The organism is Parapedobacter lycopersici (assembly GCF_024643285.1).
GTDB lineage: Bacteria > Bacteroidota > Bacteroidia > Sphingobacteriales > Sphingobacteriaceae > Parapedobacter > Parapedobacter lycopersici.
Genome location: NZ_JAMSLW010000003.1, coordinates 239,255 through 258,566, shown reverse-complemented (window position 1 = coordinate 258,566; position 19,312 = coordinate 239,255). Strand labels below are relative to the sequence as shown.

15 protein-coding genes are annotated in these 19,312 nt (G+C 52.2%); 11 read left to right on the top strand and 4 right to left on the bottom strand.

Annotation, left to right across the window (positions count from 1 at the left end):
• Window positions 1-3: 3 nt before the first annotated feature.
• The 3 genes from NEV57_RS07940 to NEV57_RS07930 form a co-directional block, all read right to left on the bottom strand.
• Entirely contained in the window at window positions 4-1,254 is a 1,251-nt protein-coding gene (locus NEV57_RS07940; RefSeq protein WP_257657777.1) for an RNA polymerase sigma factor, read from the bottom strand.
• 63 nt (window positions 1,255-1,317) lie between these two features.
• Window positions 1,318-1,662 carry a YciI family protein gene (locus tag NEV57_RS07935; protein ID WP_257657776.1) on the bottom strand — a complete coding sequence of 115 codons (345 nt, stop codon included), beginning with the start codon at window positions 1,660-1,662 and terminating at the stop codon, window positions 1,318-1,320.
• 62 nt (window positions 1,663-1,724) lie between these two features.
• Window positions 1,725-2,177 (bottom strand): carboxymuconolactone decarboxylase family protein, encoded by a 453-nt coding sequence (locus NEV57_RS07930; RefSeq protein ID WP_257657775.1) that lies wholly within the window; start codon window positions 2,175-2,177, stop codon window positions 1,725-1,727.
• A gap of 202 nt (window positions 2,178-2,379) precedes the next feature.
• On the opposite strand from NEV57_RS07930, the gene NEV57_RS07925 reads away from it, so the two are divergent.
• The 9 genes from NEV57_RS07925 to NEV57_RS07885 all read left to right on the top strand — a co-directional run bounded on the left by NEV57_RS07925 (window position 2,380) and on the right by NEV57_RS07885 (window position 15,667).
• Entirely contained in the window at window positions 2,380-4,785 is a 2,406-nt protein-coding gene (locus NEV57_RS07925) for a TonB-dependent receptor (RefSeq protein ID WP_257657774.1), read from the top strand.
• 41 nt (window positions 4,786-4,826) lie between these two features.
• Window positions 4,827-6,056, top strand: a complete 1,230-nt coding sequence (locus NEV57_RS07920; RefSeq protein ID WP_257657773.1) for a DUF4374 domain-containing protein — start codon at window positions 4,827-4,829, stop codon at window positions 6,054-6,056.
• A gap of 69 nt (window positions 6,057-6,125) precedes the next feature.
• Window positions 6,126-6,458 carry a hypothetical protein gene (locus NEV57_RS07915; protein WP_257657772.1) on the top strand — a complete coding sequence of 111 codons (333 nt, stop codon included), beginning with the start codon at window positions 6,126-6,128 and terminating at the stop codon, window positions 6,456-6,458.
• Between the two features lie 3 nt (window positions 6,459-6,461).
• Window positions 6,462-6,743: a hypothetical protein gene (locus NEV57_RS07910; protein WP_257657771.1), complete on the top strand. Its 282-nt coding sequence runs from the start codon at window positions 6,462-6,464 to the stop codon at window positions 6,741-6,743.
• A 5-nt stretch (window positions 6,744-6,748) separates the two neighbouring features.
• Entirely contained in the window at window positions 6,749-8,374 is a 1,626-nt protein-coding gene (locus NEV57_RS07905) for a PepSY-associated TM helix domain-containing protein (RefSeq protein WP_257657770.1), read from the top strand.
• Between the two features lie 209 nt (window positions 8,375-8,583).
• On the top strand, window positions 8,584-9,171 hold the full coding sequence (locus tag NEV57_RS07900; protein WP_257657769.1) for an RNA polymerase sigma-70 factor: 588 nt from the start codon (window positions 8,584-8,586) through the stop codon (window positions 9,169-9,171).
• Between the two features lie 139 nt (window positions 9,172-9,310).
• Window positions 9,311-10,456: a FecR family protein gene (locus NEV57_RS07895; protein WP_257657768.1), complete on the top strand. Its 1,146-nt coding sequence runs from the start codon at window positions 9,311-9,313 to the stop codon at window positions 10,454-10,456.
• 141 nt (window positions 10,457-10,597) lie between these two features.
• The gene (locus NEV57_RS07890) at window positions 10,598-14,020 is read left to right on the top strand and encodes a SusC/RagA family TonB-linked outer membrane protein (protein ID WP_257657767.1); all 3,423 of its coding nucleotides are present in this window, start codon (window positions 10,598-10,600) and stop codon (window positions 14,018-14,020) included.
• 42 nt (window positions 14,021-14,062) lie between these two features.
• Window positions 14,063-15,667 carry a SusD/RagB family nutrient-binding outer membrane lipoprotein gene (locus NEV57_RS07885; protein ID WP_257657766.1) on the top strand — a complete coding sequence of 535 codons (1,605 nt, stop codon included), beginning with the start codon at window positions 14,063-14,065 and terminating at the stop codon, window positions 15,665-15,667.
• A gap of 64 nt (window positions 15,668-15,731) precedes the next feature.
• Here the strand turns inward: NEV57_RS07885 and NEV57_RS07880 are convergent, their stop codons facing one another.
• On the bottom strand, window positions 15,732-16,454 hold the full coding sequence (locus NEV57_RS07880; protein WP_257657765.1) for an SDR family NAD(P)-dependent oxidoreductase: 723 nt from the start codon (window positions 16,452-16,454) through the stop codon (window positions 15,732-15,734).
• A 299-nt stretch (window positions 16,455-16,753) separates the two neighbouring features.
• On the opposite strand from NEV57_RS07880, the gene NEV57_RS07875 reads away from it, so the two are divergent.
• Entirely contained in the window at window positions 16,754-18,541 is a 1,788-nt protein-coding gene (locus NEV57_RS07875; protein ID WP_257657764.1) for a PQQ-dependent sugar dehydrogenase, read from the top strand.
• A 199-nt stretch (window positions 18,542-18,740) separates the two neighbouring features.
• Complete coding sequence (locus NEV57_RS07870) at window positions 18,741-19,298, top strand: NADPH-dependent FMN reductase (RefSeq protein ID WP_257657763.1); 558 nt, start codon at window positions 18,741-18,743, stop codon at window positions 19,296-19,298.
• Window positions 19,299-19,312 lie beyond the last annotated feature (14 nt).

The window sequence follows — 19,312 nt, the reverse complement described above, 5'->3', positions numbered from 1 at the left end:
CGCTCAGCTATCCTGAATATCGGAAGAAAGCTCAGTTATGTGCCGCTGGATGATTTCGCGGTCCGCGTCCGTGCCGACAGTCTTCAACGCCGCCCGGTAATGGGCCAGCGCCTGCCGGTTATCGATACCGGTGTAGAGGTTGCCCAGCAGTGAGTAGTAGAATAGGTTGCCCGTAAGCTGCAGCTTTTCGGCTTCGGCAATAGCCGTGGCCTTCCCCCGGGCTTTCGCCAGCGCGAACGTACGGTTCAGTGCAGCAATCGGTGAATAGGCAATGGTAAGCAGGTGGTTATATAACGTCAGTATATTTTCCCATTTTTCCTCGGTATCGGCACGCTGCGTATGCCAATAGGCGATCCCCGCTTCCAGGTGGTACCTGGAAACCTGGATGCCGGTGGATGCCGTGTTCAGGTAATGTTGACCCTGCTCGATCAATGCCTTGTCCCACCGCGTGTCATCTTGGTCGCGATAGAGGATAATCTCCCCGTGGGCGCCTGTCCGAGCGTCAAAACGGGAAGCATGGAAGCACATAAGGGCCATAAGGGCATGGACTGCCGGCGTGGCGGTACGCCTGTTAGCAATCAGCTGATCACACAACCGCATAGCCTCGGCGCAGAACTCCTGGCGCAGGACGGTATGGTGCGAGGTAGAATAATACCCTTCGGAAAACAGCAGGTAGATGGTGGTGAGTACCACTTCAAGCCGCGCATCAATTGCGGACAGCGAAGGCTGTTCAATTTTGATTGCCGCGGCTTTCAGTTTATCCTTTGCCCGGTTGATCCGTTTATAGATCACCTCCTTATTGGTAAGGAATGCGTCAGCAATTTCCTGGATCCCAAAGCCGCACAGCAGATTCAGCGCCAGCGCAATCTGCGATGCTGTCGAAACCGCGGGATCGCAGACCGTGAACAGCATGGCCAGCTGGCTATCGGCGATGTGTTTTTCGGAAAAGTCAACTTCCAATGTATCGGCGGCATCCGTTTCATAGGTGATGGCAGGTGCCAGTTTCTGCTCAAATAACAGGTGCCGTTTCAGCTGGTTCCTTGTCTTATTTTTGGCCACGGTATAAAGCCAAGCCGTGGGGTTTGCCGGAACACCGTCCAGGCTCCACGTTTCCGTTGCCGTCAAAAACGTATCCGAAACAATATCTTCTGCCACCTCAATGTGGGAGATACCGAACAAACGGCACAGCACGGAAACCATCTTCCGGTATTCCGTACGGAATAAGTGGGGTATCAATACGTGGTTGTCCATCATCCCTTAATCATGCCAGGGAGCTGCGCAGTGCTTCAGATCCCTGGCAATCAGGTAAATACAACACTATCCAGCCGTCAGCGCCATGCGTACCTCCACGGTTGCACCCCATTTCAGTACCGGGCAGCCTTTTGCAATTTCCACGGCGTCGTCATAACTCTCGGCCCGGATCAGGACCAGGCCACCGATGGATTCCTTGATTTCGGCATAGGGCCCGTCTGTCACGGTATCTGAAGTGACCACACGGCCACCCAGGTCCCATCGCTTGGGCGGTGCCACCAGTTTGTTCTGTGCAGCAATACTGCCGATCCAATCCTGGAATGGTTTGATGGCCTCCTGCATCTGTTCAGGAGAGGGTTTAGCGTCTTTGCTTTTGAGATCCCGATGGATCGCGATTAAAAACTCGTTCATGACATTCGTTTTTTATAGGTAATTAATGTATTCAAGCGCATACGGTATACGCAAATATAAACTTATCCAAACTGTCCCGCACGGTACATCCCCGGTTCATTGTAAAAGGCATGGTTAATCCGGTTCCAGGTGTTAATCGTGGTAATGGCCAGCGTCAGGTCAATTACCTCCCGGTCGCTGAACACAGCGGTTACTTCGTTGTATAGTGCATCCGGTGCAGCACATGCGGTAACTGCCTCCGCCCAGGCTAGGGCTGCCCGTTCACGGTCGGTGTAGTACGGCGACTCGCGCCAGGCGCTTAACCCATATAACCGCTGTTCAGTTTCGCCTTCGGCACGGGCATCCTTATGGTGCATGTCCAGGCAATAAGCGCATTGGTTCAGCTGCGACACCCGAAAATAAATCAGGTTCAGGAGGGGTTGTCCGACCGGGGATTTCTTCAGATAGGCACCAATGCCGAAGAGGGCCCTTAATGCTTCCTGTCCTTGTTCTTGGATATTGATCCGTTGTTCCATGAGTATAAAATTTAAAAATGAATTATACCCCAATGACAATCGAACCGCTGGAATTGGACAAACACAAAAAAATAATCAATTCCGCCAGCATTTACCGGCATCCAGCCGCATACAATTGCTTATTTAGAATTAATTTAAATTTCCTCTTGACATATTCCGATCAAGCGCTATCTTTGGACCTTAATTATAATTAGTCTAAATAATGTATTGCTTCAATCATCTTCAACACATACGGAAACAGGTCACCCGAAAATACTATGCCACGTGGGGCTTACTGTTGATCGGCGTTCATATCGCGATTGCACAGACGGGTTTCCGCATATCCGGCACAGTAACAGACAACACGGGCAACGCCGCCATCGGCGCAACGGTAAAGCTGGATAACCGCATCACCACAACCGATGAAAACGGGGTCTATGAATTCCAGGACGTGCCGGGCGGCAGCTACCTGCTAACCATTGCCCACATCGGCAGTATACTGCTGGAGCGGCAGGTAACCGTCAATCGCCAGTTAACCGAAAATTTCAATCTGGAGGAAGACATCGCTTATATCGATGAAGTCGAGGTCTTCGGCCGCACCAAAGTAGAGGAGGTAAACCGGCAGTCCTACAATGTAACGGCCATCAAAGCGACGGCACTGCACAACTCGACATTGGACCTTTCGCATGCGCTCGACCGGGTGTCGGGGATACGCGTGCGGGAAACCGGTGGTGTAGGATCCAATTTCAACTTTTCATTGAACGGCTTTTCGGGTAACCGGGTGAAGTTTTTCATCGATGGAATTCCCATGGATAATTTCGGCTCTTCCTTTCAGATCAATAACATTCCCATCAACCTCGCCGAGCGGATCGAGGTATATAAAGGGGTTGTTCCCATCTGGCTGGGCTCCGATGCGCTCGGGGGAGCGGTCAATATCGTAACGGCCAGCAATACGAAAAGCTACCTGGATGTCTCCTACTCCTATGGCTCGTTCAACACACACCGCAGCGTAATCAATGCCGGTTACACGGCACGGAATGGGTTTACCATTCAGGTCAATGCCTTCCAGAACTATTCGGACAACGATTACAGGGTGCAGTTGGATGTCGCCGATATCAATACCGGCCAATATTACCCCGGCCAAACCGTCCGCCGCTTTCACGACCAGTATCACAACGAAACGATAATCGCCAACGTCGGGGTAGTGAACCGCCCGTTTGCCGACCGGCTGATGCTGGGTATAGCACTCGGACGCAATTACAAGGAAATCCAGACCGGAGCAAGGATGGTATCCACCTTTGGCGCATGGCACCGCCGCGGCACTTTGTTGATGCCAACATTAAAATACCAAAAGAAAGACCTCCTGGTAACGGGCCTGGACGTAACGGTTAATGCCAATTACAACTTCGGGAAAGAACAGAACATTGACACACTCTTCCGCCGATACGACTGGTTCGGTAATTATAAAGAATTTAACGGCAACGGTGGCGAACGTTCCCGCAGCCTGTATAAATACGGGAATAACAACGGGCTAGTCACCGCTACCTTTAACTACGCCCCTACCGAGCGCCATGCCTTTACATTAAACAATGTTTTTTCCACGTTTGACCGAAAAGGATTCGACCGGACACGCCCGCAAAGCGAAGAATATGCCCAGCCACAGCTTACAAACAAGAATGTACTCGGCGTCGGATACAAATACGATCCCAACCCCCACTGGAGCGTCTCCCTCTTCGGAAAGTTCATTTCGCAATATGCAAAGACAGGCCGACTGTTCAGTCCGACAGGCGACTGGAACGATGAATATTACCGGGAAGAGGTTAAGCGGACCAGTAAGCCGGGATATGGGGCGGCCGTCAGCTATTTTTTCAGTCCCAACCTGCAATTAAAAGCGTCCTATGAACGGAGCAACCGCCTTCCGGAAAATGAAGATTTTTTCGGCGATTACGAAAACCTGGAAAGCAACTTCGACCTGAAACCCGAGAGCAGCGATAACGCTAACCTGGGAATTATGTACGACTTTTCCGTAAACCGCCATCACCGGTTTTCACTCTCGGGAAATGCCATTTACCGCTATGCCACGGATTATATTTTTTATGTACTCAATAATAACCAGTCGAAACTGGTTGCCCAGAACCTGGAGGGTGTATCCAACCTGGGTGGCGATGCAGAAGTACGTTATTCGTATAAAAACCGCTTGACACTAGGTGCAAACCTAACATACCAGAACATCCTGAACCGCCAAAAATACGAGCCGAATTATACCGGTGTAAGTCCGGTGTATAAAGACAGAATGCCCAATATTCCCTTCCTGTTTGGCAATGCAGATGCTTCGGTCTTCTTCAACAACTTCGTTAAAGCCGGCAATACACTCAGCATTGGTTATAATCTGTTGTACGTACATGCATTTTACCTGTATTGGCCAAGCCGCGGGTCAGGGAAGTTCGACGTACCCCGCCAGCTCGCGCACGATGCCAACATCGTATACACCCTGCAAGACGGCCGTTACAATATTGCACTGGAATGCAAGAACCTGACGGATGCACTGCTTTACGACAATTACAGCCTGCAGAAACCCAGCCGTGGTTTTTACCTCAAATTCCGGTATTTCATTACCGCCCTCCATTAATACATTATATACGCCATTACTCATAAATAACTCAAATAAAGATGAAAATTTCAACACATTACTACGCATGGACAGCCTTAAGCCTGGCTATTTCGCTGGGTGCCTGCTCCAAAAATGACAGTATTGACAACAATACCGGAAAAACGAAAGGCAGCTACATCGTCGCCGTTACCCCGGTGGCCACCACCGGGGTTGCCGACTACCTGATTAATGCGCCATCACTGGATAACGGCACCATTTCCACCGCCGGGAATGGACTGGAACAGGATGGTACCTACCGGTATTACGTAACGCATAACAATAAATTTTTCAGCATGCTGTATGGCCAGGGAAATCCCGGTGCGGTGACGGCCTACGATCTGCGCGACGGTTCTTTGAACAAGCTGACTAATTTCCAGACCGAAACGGTACAGGCTTTTGCCCCCGCCGACCAGGACGTCCTGCTCATTAAGAACTCACGTAACCTCGCGTCTCCGGTAAGCCACTGGTACCAGGTCAATACCGATCAGCTGCTCATTACCGGTGAAGGGCAGTTTGATTCGGAAAAGCTGGCCGGCAATGGCGAACTGGCACACATCAGCTGGATCAAACAAGTGGGCAACAAGGTGTTTGCACCCTACTTTTGCATCAAAGCAACCGATGAGGGAGGCTGGGACACCGACTACCCCGACAGCGCCTGGATTGCGGTATTCGACTATCCCGAAATGACACTCAACAAAGTGATCCGCGACAACCGCACTAGCAATATCGGCTATTATTTCGAAGGGGGGATGGCGTTGGATGAACAGGGTGATTTATACGCCTTTTCGGCCTCAAATACGATTAAAAAGCAGCAATTTAACTCCAGCAAACCATCAGCTATCGTGCGGATAAATGCCGGTACTACAGCTTTTGACCAAAACTACTATTTCAACATCGAGCAGGCTTCGGGCGGATACAGCATCACGGGATGGGTATACGTAGGCAATGGCAATGCAATTGCGCTGATGCAGGCTGCTGCCGATAAAAGCCAATGGGGCGGTGGTAACCGGCTGGCGAGCATCAACCTGGTAAACAAAACATTCGAATGGGTAACCGGAGCGCCCCAGCCAGCCGAAATCACGAGTGTGACCACCAATAATTACACGCCGCTGGATGGAAAAACAGCATACATCGGCATTACCACAGCCGACAGTAAAAGCGTGGTCTATAACGTCAACGCGGCCACGGCTACAGCTACTCCAGGGTTGCAGGTGGAGGGCGGTGTCATCACTGCCGTAAGCAAATTATAGGTTGAAACTAAAAAACAAGAAACAGTTGGCTACCTTGGCTCCGGCCGGGGTAGCCATAATCCAAAAACAATGCACAGTACGGTTTTTCTGATCTTATTCTTTGCCTTTTTTCTCTTTTACAACACCTCGCACCGCATGCGATGGCCCGGGAAAAGCCAATGGATGAAATGGCTGGAGCAACGCCCGGTGCTATCCAGATCACTGGCCGGCCTGCTGATGGCACTGGCCGTGTGGGCGCTGGTTGAACGTGATGGGATCGGTGCCGGTATTTTTTCACTGGTCGTCATCGTGATGGGAATCGGGTGCCTTGTCGTGGTTCTCTTTCCCTATCGATACCTGAATATGTTTTCACTTGCATTGATTTACCTGGCCGCACTGGCCTGTGAATATTTTATTGTATAGCCCATGCCTGCCAACAAAAAATACCTTACAAAATCCCCCTTCCAGCGGTTCATGAAGATTACGGCCGGTTTTGTCGGCGGCTATGCCGTCATGATTTCGGCACACCTCGCGCTGGCATCGGTTTTCAGCAAAGATGCGGTAGTGGCCACCGCCTTTTTCTCGGGCTATATTCTTTGGGCCATCCTGTTGCTCTGCGCCTTCCTGGCCCGGAGCTGGTGGAAAATCTGGCTGATTTACCTGGCAATTACTGCAATATGCTCCCTACCCTATCTCCTTAATCGCTGATCAACATGAATAACCGGAACTATAACATCTATTTTCATACGCATACCATCAGCGGTATTCTGATCTGTGCGATTTTGTATGTAATTTTCTTCGCGGGTTCATTTTCTTTTTTCAAAAAGGAGATACAGGCTTGGGAAAAAGACCAGTCCTACACCCATGCCAGTACGCTGGCTTTCGATTACAACACGCTCATCGATTCCATTGATACCCAATACCACCTTCACGGACGGGATATGGAGCTCTACCTGCAAGCAAACAACTACCAGACGTACGTTAGTCTTACCCCGTCGCAGGATACCGTTGCCAATGCCGCAGGTGCCAAGCCGGCATCCCTCACCTATAACTTTGCCGATCACCGGAAATCAACCTATACCGAGTCGTATGATCTCGGGGAGTTTCTATACCGGCTGCACTTTCTGGCGCAACTCAACGTCGTCCCGCTCCGTGTGGCCGGTCCATTCGGTTACTTTCTGGCCGGACTGGTGTCCTTTCTGTTTTTATTTGCGCTGATCACCGGCCTGCTGCTGCACTGGAATAAAATCGTTTCCAATTTCTATGTATTCAGGCCCTGGTCCAAATGGAAAACCGTGTGGACCGACGTGCATACGGTGCTGGGGGTAATCGGCTATCCCTATCAGTTTATTTACGCGGTGACGGGCATCGTACTGATTTTCAATACCGCCCTGCTTTTGCCATTCAGCGAACTGCTATACCGCGACAATCCGGATCAGCTGTACGATACTGTGTACAATTACAGTAACGAACAGTTTGCCTACCAGGATAAACCCCTGCAAAAACCGGTGGATCTCAACGCGGTGATGCAAAAGATTGACGATCGGTGGCCGGCGACACGGCTCACGAACATACAGATCAAAAACTACGGCGATAGCGGCATGCACCTGATTTTCCGCGGTGCGGCCCACGCCCACACTGATTTTGCCGCTACCGGAAAACTGATTTATAACGTGGCCGGCGATTCCATTGTATACGATAAACCAGCCAATACCGACGCCAGCTACATCGACTGGATCCGTGCCCTGGTATACCGTCTCCATTTTGGTGACTACGGCGGATACCCTTTAAAGATCATTTATTTTGTATTGGGTATCATGGGATGCATCATTATCGCATCCGGCATTATGATCTGGCTGGTTGCCCGGGATAAAAATAACGTAGCCAATCACAAAAGGAAGTTCAACTTCTGGGCAGCCAACGTATTCCTGGCGGTTTGTTTAACGATGTTCCCCGTAACGGCGCTCACCTTCATTGCGGTTAAGGCAACACACCTCTCCGGTCAGGGTTTTCTTTATCCGCTCTATTTTTACAGCTGGCTGGCGCTGTCGGTCTACTACATTGCCCGCCGGAATATCCAACGTACTCATGCGGAAACCTTATTGCTGGGGAGCTTGCTGGGCTTCCTCGTGCCGTTGGCCAATGGAATTTTCAGTGATAACTGGCTCTGGAATACCTGGCGTGAGGGCGCAGTGGATATCCTCGCTGTCGACCTGCTCTGGATCACCGTCTCGGCGGTTGGCCTGGTCACTTTCTTTAAAATGAAAACACGGAAACCCAAAGATGCAGTGCGTAAGAACACCGCTACGCCAATGGAGCGGGCCGTAACCCAGGGATAAATGACACGGCACAAACCCCTTTTCCGCAACGCACCGGACAGCCGGACGGACGGCCTGCAAAAAGATATTGCAGCTTATTTTTTCCGTTTTAAAAATCAATTCGTAATATTGAATGCCAATATATACGGGCCTAACGAATTAAATGGTGGTTTACTGAGGGGTAATAACCGGGCTGGCAATAAGCAAGCCCTTTTACCAATTGTCCATTCATGGAGCATTTTGAAAGACAGTTTATCGGATTCCTTGCGGATGGCGACGACCGGTCGGCGTTCGCACTGCTCTATGAAGGGTATTGGGAACCGCTGTTCGTTTATGCCGCCCGGGCAATCCAGAATAAAGAAGATGCTATTGACATCGTGCAGGAAACATTTATCGCATTGTGGGAACAACGCCAGCAAGTACCCACCGTACAATCCCTGAAAGCGTACCTGTTTGCGATTGCCCGTTATAAATCCCTGCAATATATCCGGAAACATATTCACCGCGAAGATTACGCAGACTCCCTCGCTGCTTTCCTGACCCACCACGAACAAAGTCCGGAAGAATTGCTGATGGCCGACGAGTTGCAGCAGCTTATTGATGATGAAATAGGACGATTCCCAAAAAAAATGCGCGTCATTTTTACCCTGAGCCGCCACGAGAACCTTTCCTACAAGGAAATAGCCGAAAAATTACAGCTCTCGGATAAGACAGTAAAGAAACAGATCAGCAACTCGCTGAAACTCCTGCGGTTGAAGATCACCAACCACTACCTGCCACTGCTCGTTTTCCTGATGGTAAATGCGTGGTTCAAATAAACCGCCTACACGCTCCGGCTGCCCCTTAAAAAGCCATTTTAATCCTGAATAACCAATAGGTTAAAAATATTTTAATTTTTCCTACTACCAAACGGTGTTTTATGACACTTACCTATAGCTGACAAAACTAACCAAGGTAATGAAGCAAGAAGACGTATTGGCGTTATTAAAGCGGTACGAGGAGAATACCTGCACCAAGGCGGAGAAAAAACTACTCCTGCAATGGCTGGCCGGGCAAGCGGAACGCGACGAACCGGTATGGCAAAGCGAGGAAGAGCGCATGGCCGTACGGGAGATGCTGTACCATCGCCTGGACCGCACGCTCTTTACGCCGGCATGGTACCGTCGGAAGACGGTGTTACGCCCCGTCGCCGCAGCGTGCTTACTTTGCCTATTCAGTGCCTTGGCGTGGCTGTATGCCGGGCGGCAATCAACAGACCAATACGAACAATTCTATACCAGCGAGGCGGTGGATCCCGGATCCAGCGCGGCATTGCTCACGCTCGCCGACGGCTCAACCATCCGGCTGGATGAAGCGGATAATGGCCTGCTGTCCAATAAAAACGGGGTAATGATCAAAAAAATGGATAACGGCGAACTGGTCTACGAAGTCGACAAATCCATCCCGCTGGATAAAGACGGCAACGTGGCCAAAAATACCATCAGCATCCCCCGTGGCGGCAAATACCAGCTCACGCTTCCCGACGGTTCCAAGGTCTGGCTCAATTCGGGCTCCACGCTGGTGTATCCTGCGGTATTTGTAGGCAAAACAAGGACCGTTACCCTCACCGGGGAGGCTTATTTCGAAGTGGCCCACAACCGCGAGCAGCCGTTTATCGTACAGGCATTGGATAATGAAATCGAGGTAACGGGAACGCATTTTAACATTTCGGCTTATAACGACCAGCAACAGGTAAAGACCACACTGGTCGAAGGCGGTGTCATCGTATCCAAGAATAAAACCCGGCTGGTGCTGGCCCCGGGCCAGCAGGCGATCAGTAACTTCGAAAACGACGAGATCGAAAAACTCAATGTGGATCCGTTTTACGCGCTGGCGTGGACCAAGGGGTATTTCGTATTTGAAGACCAGGACATCAAGACCATCATGAACGATATTGCACGCTGGTACAACGTGGATATTGAATATAAAGGCAAGGGCAACTATAAGAAAATCGGAGGTACCTACCTCCGGTCGAAAGGCCTGCAGGAACTATTGAATCACCTGGAAGCACTCAGTGGCGCGCATTTCCAGTTATCGGAAAGGAGGGTTATCGTAAGCATGTAATTACCCATACCCAAAAAAATTGTTGCCACAAAAAAGCCGGCAATGTGGGCGCATCGCCGGCCAATGCCTGAAAAGTTCAGGACCTGTTTAGGCAACAACGAATTGCTACTAACAATCGCTATTTATTTAACCTAATTGCAAATGTATAAGAAAAATATGGTATTCGTACGGAATAAACACCGTGCGTTATTCAAATCACTTCTTGCCATGAAATTAGCCGTGTTATGCCTATTAATCAGCGTGGTGCAGGTAAATGCCAATGTACTCGCCCAGGAGGTGAGCATCCAGGTAAAGAACGTTTCGTTGCGTGAAGTATTCCGGACCCTCACCAAGCAGACCGGCTATGATTTCCTGTATGTGTCGGAAGACCTGAGGCAGGCAAACCCGGTGACCCTGGACGTAAAACAGCAACCGTTGGATCAGGTACTGAAAAATGTGCTCGCCAACCAGCCGCTAACCTACGAAATTAAGAATACGACGGTATTAATCCATCGGAAACCGACGATGAAGCTCAACGGAGCCGGGGCGAATGTGCCAAGCGCCATGCTGCAACAGGCGGTCTCGGGAACGGTTACCAGTGACGCGGGCGAACCGCTGGAAGGGGTAACGGTCAGTGTACAGGGCACCACTACGGCAACAACAACCAATGCACAGGGTGCTTACCAGCTCAATGCGGCCAGTGGAAATGCGGTATTGGTGTTCTCGATCATTGGCTTTGACAGCCAGCGGATCAACGTAAACGGGCGCAGCACCATAAACGTGCAGCTGGTGACGGCCAATGAAGCGCTGGGCGAAGTGGTGGTAACCGCACTCGGCATCACCCGCGAAAAGAAATCGCTGTCTTATTCCGTCACCGAAGTAGGCGGCGAGGAATTTACCCAGGCCCGTGAAAACAACCTTGGTAATGCCCTTTCGGGCAGGATTGCGGGTGTCAATGCCTCGAGCTCGGCAACCGGACCTGCCGGTTCAAGCCGCGTAATCATCCGCGGTAACGGCTCACTGAGCGGCGATAACCAGCCCCTGTATGTGGTCAACGGCATTCCCATCAATAATGCCAACCAGGGCACACCCGGCACATTTGGCGGGCGTGATATGGGCGATGGCCTCATCAGCATTAACCCCGATGACATCCAGAGCATCTCCGTGCTTAAAGGTGGAACCGCGGCAGCACTTTATGGCTCACGCGCAGCAAACGGTGTCATCCTGATTACGACAAAATCCGGCCGCGCGCAACAGGGTATCGGCGTGGAATTCAATTCCACCTACACCATGGAATCGCCGCTGGCTATTCCCGATTACCAGTTTGATTATGGCTCCGGATCCCGTGGATTGAAGCCCACCACACAGGGTGAAGCCGTAGCCAACGGCCGGATGTCCTGGGGTGCCCCGCTCGATGGTGAGCCGGTAATCCAGCACGACGGCGTAATGCGCCCTTACGTGGCCCAGAAAGACAATGTCAAAAATTTCTACGACCTGGGAAGTACCTTCTCCAATACACTGGCCCTCAATGGCGGCAGCGAGGCATTGAATTTCCGCTTTTCGGTGTCTAATATGGACAACGCGGGCATCGTGCCTAACTCCAAGCTGAACCGCAAAACATTTAACCTGAGCGCCAATGCGAACCTGTCAGATAAGATCCTCTTCGAAGGTCGTGCACAATACAGCATTGAAGAAGCGAAAAACCGTACGGCTATCGCCGACTTTACGGCAAATCCCAACGCATCCATCGGTGTAATGGCCACAAGCCTTGACGTGCGGACATTGGCTCCGGGATATGATGCGAATGGCTTTGAAACGCCATGGAACGATTATAACTTCGTAACCAATCCTTATTTTGCCGTCAATAAAGTGCGGAACGGCGACGACCGCAAGCGGTTCATCGGTTCCTTCAGCGCCCGGTATAACTTTACCGATTACTTGTATGCCCGTGGCCGGTTGGGCATGGACCACATCAGCCGGAATGCCGAAAACATCACGCCAAGTGGTATCCTATACAATCAGTTCGGTGCCATGACCAAGGACCAGGACGTATTTTACGAAACCAACGCCGAGTTGATGATCGGATTCGATAAAACATTCGGCCGGTTTTCCGTAAACGCCATGGTTGGTGGTAACCAGATGTATAACCAGGCCCGCGGTGTATCGCTGAACAGTGGAAACTTCAATGTACCTTTCCAGTATTTCATCAGCAACGGCAGCAGCCAGACTTTTACGGAAGATTTCTCGGAATGGGCAATCAATTCCGTGTTCGGGTCGGCTGACGTCGGTTTCAACAATTACCTGTTCTTGAACCTGACCGGCCGCCAGGACTGGTTCTCCACGCTTTCGCCCCAAAGCAACAGCCTGTTCTACCCCTCGGTGGGTGTCGGCTTCGTGCTGTCGGAAGCGATGGGCACCCGCCCGGCATGGTTAAGCTTCGCCAAGCTGCGTGCCTCCTGGGCACAGGTGGGCGGCGGCGCGCCAAGCCCGTACGGCCTGAACCTCGTATATACTGCTGGTTCTATTCCGCACCTGGGACAGCCCATTATGACCATCAACGGGAATACCATTCCCAACGCATTGAAACCGTATACCTCAACCACTACCGAAGCCGGTGTGGAACTGCGGATGCTGGATAGCCGTTTAGGTGCAGACATTACGGTGTATGACCGGACGACGACCAATGACATCGTCAGCGCTTCCGTGCCACCGAGCGCAAGCTACAACAACGTAAGCCTCAATGTGGGTGAAATGCGCAACCGCGGTATCGAAGTGTTGCTGACCGGAACGCCTATACGGGTACCGGAAGGCCTGAACTGGGATGTGAGCCTCAACATGGCCTACAACGACAACAAGGTAATTAAAGTTTCGGACGACCTGAACAGCCTGGCCGGCGGACAGCCGCGCACGCAGAATGCCTATGTATACCACTACGAAGGTATGCCGTATGGCATGATTGCCGGTTACCGGAGATTGCGTGATGAAAATGGCAATGTAGTGTACAACAGTGGCAACGGGCTGCCGCTACGCGGACCGCTGGAAGCATTGGGACGCGGTGTACCGCCGCTTACCCTGGGCTTATCCAACGATTTCCGGTACAAAGGATTTTCGCTTGGCATCCTGCTCGACGGAAAATTCGGCGGCGTACTGTATACGTCAACCAATGCTTATGCAACCAACTATGGCCTGCACAAACGCACCGTGGAAAACGGCGTACGGGAATCGGGTGTAGCGGTATCCGGAGTAGACCAGGATGGCAATCCGTTTGAACGGGTCATTCCCGCACAGGAATATTTCCAGGGCACGGCATTCACGTTAACCGAGGACTTTGTTTCGGGAGCCGACTTTGTGAAACTCCGCCAATTGACATTCGGTTACAGCCTGCCGCAGCGCTTGCTCGCGGGCACACCGCTGCAATCGGCAAGCCTGTCGCTCGTTGCCCGTAACCTGCTGCTTTTATACAGCGAAGTGGACAACGTGGATCCCGAATCAAGCTACAGCGTGGCCGGAAATTCACAGGGCCTGGAAAATTTCGGGGTACCGCCTACACGCAGCTTTGGACTGAACCTGATGGTCAGGTTCTAACGGTCAATCAGCTGAAGTATCATAACATTTAACATTCAAGACATGAAGATAGATCACATCAAGCAAGGAATTTCAAAGATGGCCTTCGGCCTGGGCACGGCGGCTGTGCTGCTGTTGTCTTCGTGCGACAAGGGCTTCGAAGAGATGAACCGGAACCCCAATGCGTTTACGGAACCCGTAATCGGCAACCTGTTTTCGGCTGCGATCATTCGCACCGCGGGCGTGGGGGACGGCAATACACTCTATCCCAATTCCAAACAGGCAGGTTGCTTTGTCCAGTATTTCGCCTCACTCAATCCGTGGCAGTGGACAGGCGACAAGTACCTGTATAAACCAGACTACAATAACGGGCTCTGGAATACCGCGTACCGCACTGAACTGAAAGAACCTGTACAGATCCTGGAACTTACCGCCGATGATCCGGAGCAGTCCAACCTGCACAACATCGCCCGGATATGGCGGGTATTCATCCTGCACCGGGTAACGGATATGTACGGGGATATCCCCTACTTTGAGGCTGGCCTGGGTTATATCAATGGCACTTATAAGCCGAAATATGATAACCAGGAAGCGGTATATGCCGATATGCTGAAGGAACTGGAAGAATCGGCTGCCGCGCTCGATCCGGCAAAACCGTCGTATGGTGCTGCCGACTTTCTGTATGGCGGGGACGTGGAGCAATGGCGTGTTTTTGCCAATTCACTGATACTGCGGTTGGGCATGCGCATGACCAAGGTAGATCCTGCAGCTGCGGAAAGCTGGGTGAAGAAGGCCATCGCGGCCGGCGTCATGCAAAGCAATGCCGACATTGCCAGACTGGAGCATACTTCCGGTTCGGGAACCAACTGGAACTGGAACTCGCGCCAGCTGCAAACGGCCGAAGGCGTGCCACCCTCCGCTCAGGGCAAGGGCTTCTCGAAGCTTAATAAAACGTTTATTGATTATTTGAAGTCGACCAACGACCCGCGGTTACCTTTTTATGCTACCCTATGGCAGGGCAATATTGACATTACCAAACTACCTGCCGAGTCGTTGCCTGAAAAGCAGAAGGGCCTACCGGGTGGTTATGACTACACCTCTATCCAGGACCTGATACCGGGCTGGACCGACAACATGCAACAGGAATACTCGGAAATCAATATCCATACCATTGCGCACTTGGAAGCTCCGACCATTTTCCAAAGCTACGCCGAAGTGGAATACCTGCTCGCCGAGGCCGCCCTACGCGGCTGGGGACCGGGCACGGCACAGGAACATTACGAGGCGGGCGTGCGCGCTGCATTCCAGGCCCAGGAACTGTATCCCAATGCGATGGATGCCAACCAGGCATTGGTTGCCGCTAACGGCTACCTGGCAGACAATCCGTATACTCCCGGCAGTTTCGACAGTGAAATGAAACAGATCCATACCCAGTTCTGGGCGTCGCTGTTCATGAACAACATCGAGGTGTATGCCAACTGGCGGCGGACGGGATATCCCAACCTGATACCGACGGACTATCCGGGTAACGAAACCGGTGGAAAGATCCAGCGACGGCTCATGTATCCAGATACGGAAATCAGCCTGAATACGGAAAATTACAATGCAGCTATCCAGCATCAGGGACCGGACCTGTTCATGACCCGGATCTGGTGGGATAAGGAATAAGGGAATAAAGATTGTGATAATTGGTTGCGGCGGGTGCCCCTTTTCATAAGGGGTGCCCGCTTTTTTATAGCCTTTCGTGCAGCCAGCCCGGTAACCACCGGTACAGCGCCGCAATCATGCGCCAGCGCCGCGTAATGTATACCACCCTGCTGCGCCGCTGCAGGCCTTGGTAAATCTGGCGCGCGGCCTTATCAACCGGGGCGACCCAGAATCTTTTGGGAGACTTCGCTCCTGGCGTGGCCACAAACCCCGGACAGATGTCGGTCACTGCAATGGCGGGTTGCATACGCCGCGCTTTCTGTCGCAATCCTTGCAGGTAATTAATCTGGTAAGCTTTAACCGCACTGTAGCCCGGCGACTGGCGGCTGCCCCGGATACCCGCAATGGATGTAATGGACGCCAGCTGTCCATAACCCTGTGCCAGAAAACGGGTAAAAGCCCAGTCTGCAATACAGGTGAAAGCCAGTACATTGAGCCGGATCATCTGCTGTTCCAGGGCAAAGTCCAGCTGTTCGTTGACATCCCCCCCGCCCGCACTGATTACCACGGCATCCACACCCCCCATGGCCGCTGCCAGGGCATCCAGTTCCGCCCCGCATGCCGCTGTGTCTGTCGCGTCAAATGCCCGCACGTAAACGCGTTCCGGGCAGGTGGCCGCCACCTCCTCGAGCAGTTCAGCGCGTCGACCGGTAATGCCCACAGTGTGGCCCGCCGACACCAGGACACCGGCCAGCGCGCGCCCGATTCCCGAACTGGCGCCCACAACGATGATCTTTTGTTTTTCCATACGCATACCATACTGGATTTCCGGTGTAAAGATACAGAACAGCGGGACTTTCCCGCCGTTACATCCAATTGAATTTGCTGTTTTGTAACCGGCAACGTCCGGAAAATGAACACATATTTCGGCCAATATCATTTGGAATAAACGAAGGGAATATGTAGTTTAGCCTGCAGATACTAACCATGCACGCACACCACCCTGTGATGAACGATAGTTAATGCCCGTGGAACAATTCCCGTTCGCTATTGCATGGAACAGCACCTGCTGCGTTTTACTAACTTCATGATAACAACTAACTAAAAATGACTGCCTATTTTAAATCACTTCACCCGTGGAAAGCCACCCGTTTACTGATGGCCTTAGGGGTACTTTTTACCGTATTTTTTTTCGTGCAATGTCAGACAGGCTCCAAGCTGCCTCCGGGCGACCCGGATAACGGCGGGCTCTACCTCCCCGACGGTTTCGATGCGTTGGTGGTAGTCGACAGCCTCAATGGCTACGCCAGGCACCTCGCCGTCAACGACAACGGCGACATCTATGTAAAAGTACGGCTGCATGCACGCACGGACGGCTACGGCAACATCGCCATGCGCGACCTTGACAACGATGGAAAAGCGGACAGCATCGTGTATTTCAGCAAATACGAAAGCGGACAGTATGGAACGGCCATGCGCATCCATAATGGCTACCTGTATTTCAGCTCCAACCTGATCGTTTATCGTTACAAGCTGAAACCGGGACAACTGGTACCGGACAGCAAGCTGGACACCATCGTTATTGATAACCCGCCAAGCCATGCGCACCAGACCAAGCCGGTGGCATTCGATGGCAAGGGCAATATGTATGTGGGTTGGGGAGCTGGCTCGGACGACTGCTCCGACGGCCAGCCCGGATCAAAAGGCCAGGGAGTGGCGGATCCTGCCACACCCGGTGAAGGGTGCCCGCAGCTGCTGGACCATGGCGGCATCTGGAAATTCAATGAAAACACGTTGAACCAGCGTCAGGAAGACGGCACACGCTACGCCACAGGCCTGCGTAGCATCGTCGGCATGGAATGGGACAGCAATTCCAACTCCCTGTATGCCGTATCGCACGGCCGCGACAATTTCAAAATGCTTTGGCCGGGTATGTATTCTCCCTGGGAAAGTGCCGTACTGCCTGCCGAAGAACTCTTCCGCGTACACGAAGGGCTCGACGGTGGATGGCCTTATTACTACTACGATCAAATACAGGGCAAAAAACTGCTCAACCCGGAATATGGCGGCAACAAAAATGAAGCGAATGGTGGAAAGCTGACGAAGCCCATTGTGGGCTTTCCGGGCCACTTTGCACCGAACGACCTGTTGTTTTACAAGGGAAATCAATTTCCTGCGCGTTATAAGGAAGGGGTATTCGTAGCCCTCCACGGCTCCACCAACCGGGCACCGTACCCGCAGGCCGGCTACATCATCGCATTCGTACCGATGAAGGACGGCGCAGCTTCCGGCCCCTGGGAAGTGTTTGCCGATGGCTTTGCGGGGCTTGATACTATCGTCAGCAATAGCGACGCACATTACCGGCCCATGGGTCTCGCGGAAGGTCCGGATGGTTCCATCTACGTGAGCGATACGGAACAGGGTCGGGTTTGGCGCATCATGTACAAAGGCGATAAGGATGGTTTCGGTGAAGCCCAGCTCGCCAAAATGGCCGAACGCAAAGCTACTGCAGCAAATATCAAGGATCCGGATCCGGTAGCAGATAACCTGGACCGTGGACGGCCCGTGGATGCCGCTGCGGTTTATATGATGTATTGCCGGGCCTGCCACCAGCGTGATGGCAAGGGCGATGGCGGCCGTTTTCCGCCGCTTGAAAAATCCGAGTGGGTAAATGGCGACAAAACCAGGCTCATCAATGTGGTTCTAAATGGTCTCTCCGGTCCAATTACCGTGCGGGGATTGCCTTACGAAGAGCCGATGCCGGCGCATGGAAGCTTTTTGAATGACGCCCAGGTGGCCGAAGTGTTAACGTATGTGCGGTCGAACTTCGGCAACACTTCAAGCCCGGTAACTGCCGATGAGGTTGCCGCGGTACGGAAAGAAACGGCAAAATAGCCACATCACAAGCTTACCAGCCACAGCCGGGCTGCCTAAAAAGGCAGCCCGGCTGTGTTTTTGGTACAGACAACGGGCCTGTCCCGCTCCCGCTAATCGCAACGCGTCCGACAGATCCGCATACTGGTCCGCCCGGATTATCCATCAGGTTAGCCGAATCCAACGAAAACCTTTTGCACCTCTTTGTGCTTATATAGATATGAAAACATACAACATAGCTGTTTGCGTGGGTAGTCTGCGGCAGGCGTCCCTGAATAAAAAGGTAGCCCATGCACTGATCGCAATGGCGCCCCAATCGCTCGAACTCCATGTGGTAGATATCAGCCAGCTGGCACTTTACAACGAGGACCTGGACCAATCCCCTCCCCCCGAATGGGCAGCGTTCCGAAAGGAAATCCGGGAGAGCGACGGTATCCTCTTTGTAACACCTGAATATAACCGTTCGATTCCATCGGTACTTAAAAATGCCATTGACGTGGGTTCGCGGCCTTATGGCCAAAGCACGTGGGACGGAAAACCGGCGGCAATCGTGAGCGTTTCGCCGAGCAGCATCGGCGGCTTTGGTGCCAACCATCACCTGCGGCAGGCATTGGTATTCCTGAACATGCCGGCCATGCAGCAGCCAGAAGCTTATATCGGAAATGCCGGCGAACTGTTCGACCGCAACGATCAGCTGGTTAAGGAATCAACCCGGAAATTTCTCAACGGGTTTATCGATGCCTTTGCTGCCTGGGTGGCCAAAAACCTGCCGGATTAGCGGCGGTTAAGCCG

Bases quoted from the DNA above. Each gene is read 5' to 3' on its own strand.
- NEV57_RS07940 (WP_257657777.1), bottom strand. From the start codon at position 1,254: ATGATGGACAACCACGTATTGATACCCCACTTATTCCGTACGGAATAC.
- NEV57_RS07935 (WP_257657776.1), bottom strand. From the start codon at position 1,662: ATGAACGAGTTTTTAATCGCGATCCATCGGGATCTCAAAAGCAAAGAC.
- NEV57_RS07930 (WP_257657775.1), bottom strand. From the start codon at position 2,177: ATGGAACAACGGATCAATATCCAAGAACAAGGACAGGAAGCATTAAGG.
- NEV57_RS07925 (WP_257657774.1), top strand. From the start codon at position 2,380: ATGTATTGCTTCAATCATCTTCAACACATACGGAAACAGGTCACCCGA.
- NEV57_RS07920 (WP_257657773.1), top strand. From the start codon at position 4,827: ATGAAAATTTCAACACATTACTACGCATGGACAGCCTTAAGCCTGGCT.
- NEV57_RS07915 (WP_257657772.1), top strand. From the start codon at position 6,126: ATGCACAGTACGGTTTTTCTGATCTTATTCTTTGCCTTTTTTCTCTTT.
- NEV57_RS07910 (WP_257657771.1), top strand. From the start codon at position 6,462: ATGCCTGCCAACAAAAAATACCTTACAAAATCCCCCTTCCAGCGGTTC.
- NEV57_RS07905 (WP_257657770.1), top strand. From the start codon at position 6,749: ATGAATAACCGGAACTATAACATCTATTTTCATACGCATACCATCAGC.
- NEV57_RS07900 (WP_257657769.1), top strand. From the start codon at position 8,584: ATGGAGCATTTTGAAAGACAGTTTATCGGATTCCTTGCGGATGGCGAC.
- NEV57_RS07895 (WP_257657768.1), top strand. From the start codon at position 9,311: ATGAAGCAAGAAGACGTATTGGCGTTATTAAAGCGGTACGAGGAGAAT.
- NEV57_RS07890 (WP_257657767.1), top strand. From the start codon at position 10,598: ATGTATAAGAAAAATATGGTATTCGTACGGAATAAACACCGTGCGTTA.
- NEV57_RS07885 (WP_257657766.1), top strand. From the start codon at position 14,063: ATGAAGATAGATCACATCAAGCAAGGAATTTCAAAGATGGCCTTCGGC.
- NEV57_RS07880 (WP_257657765.1), bottom strand. From the start codon at position 16,454: ATGGAAAAACAAAAGATCATCGTTGTGGGCGCCAGTTCGGGAATCGGG.
- NEV57_RS07875 (WP_257657764.1), top strand. From the start codon at position 16,754: ATGACTGCCTATTTTAAATCACTTCACCCGTGGAAAGCCACCCGTTTA.
- NEV57_RS07870 (WP_257657763.1), top strand. From the start codon at position 18,741: ATGAAAACATACAACATAGCTGTTTGCGTGGGTAGTCTGCGGCAGGCG.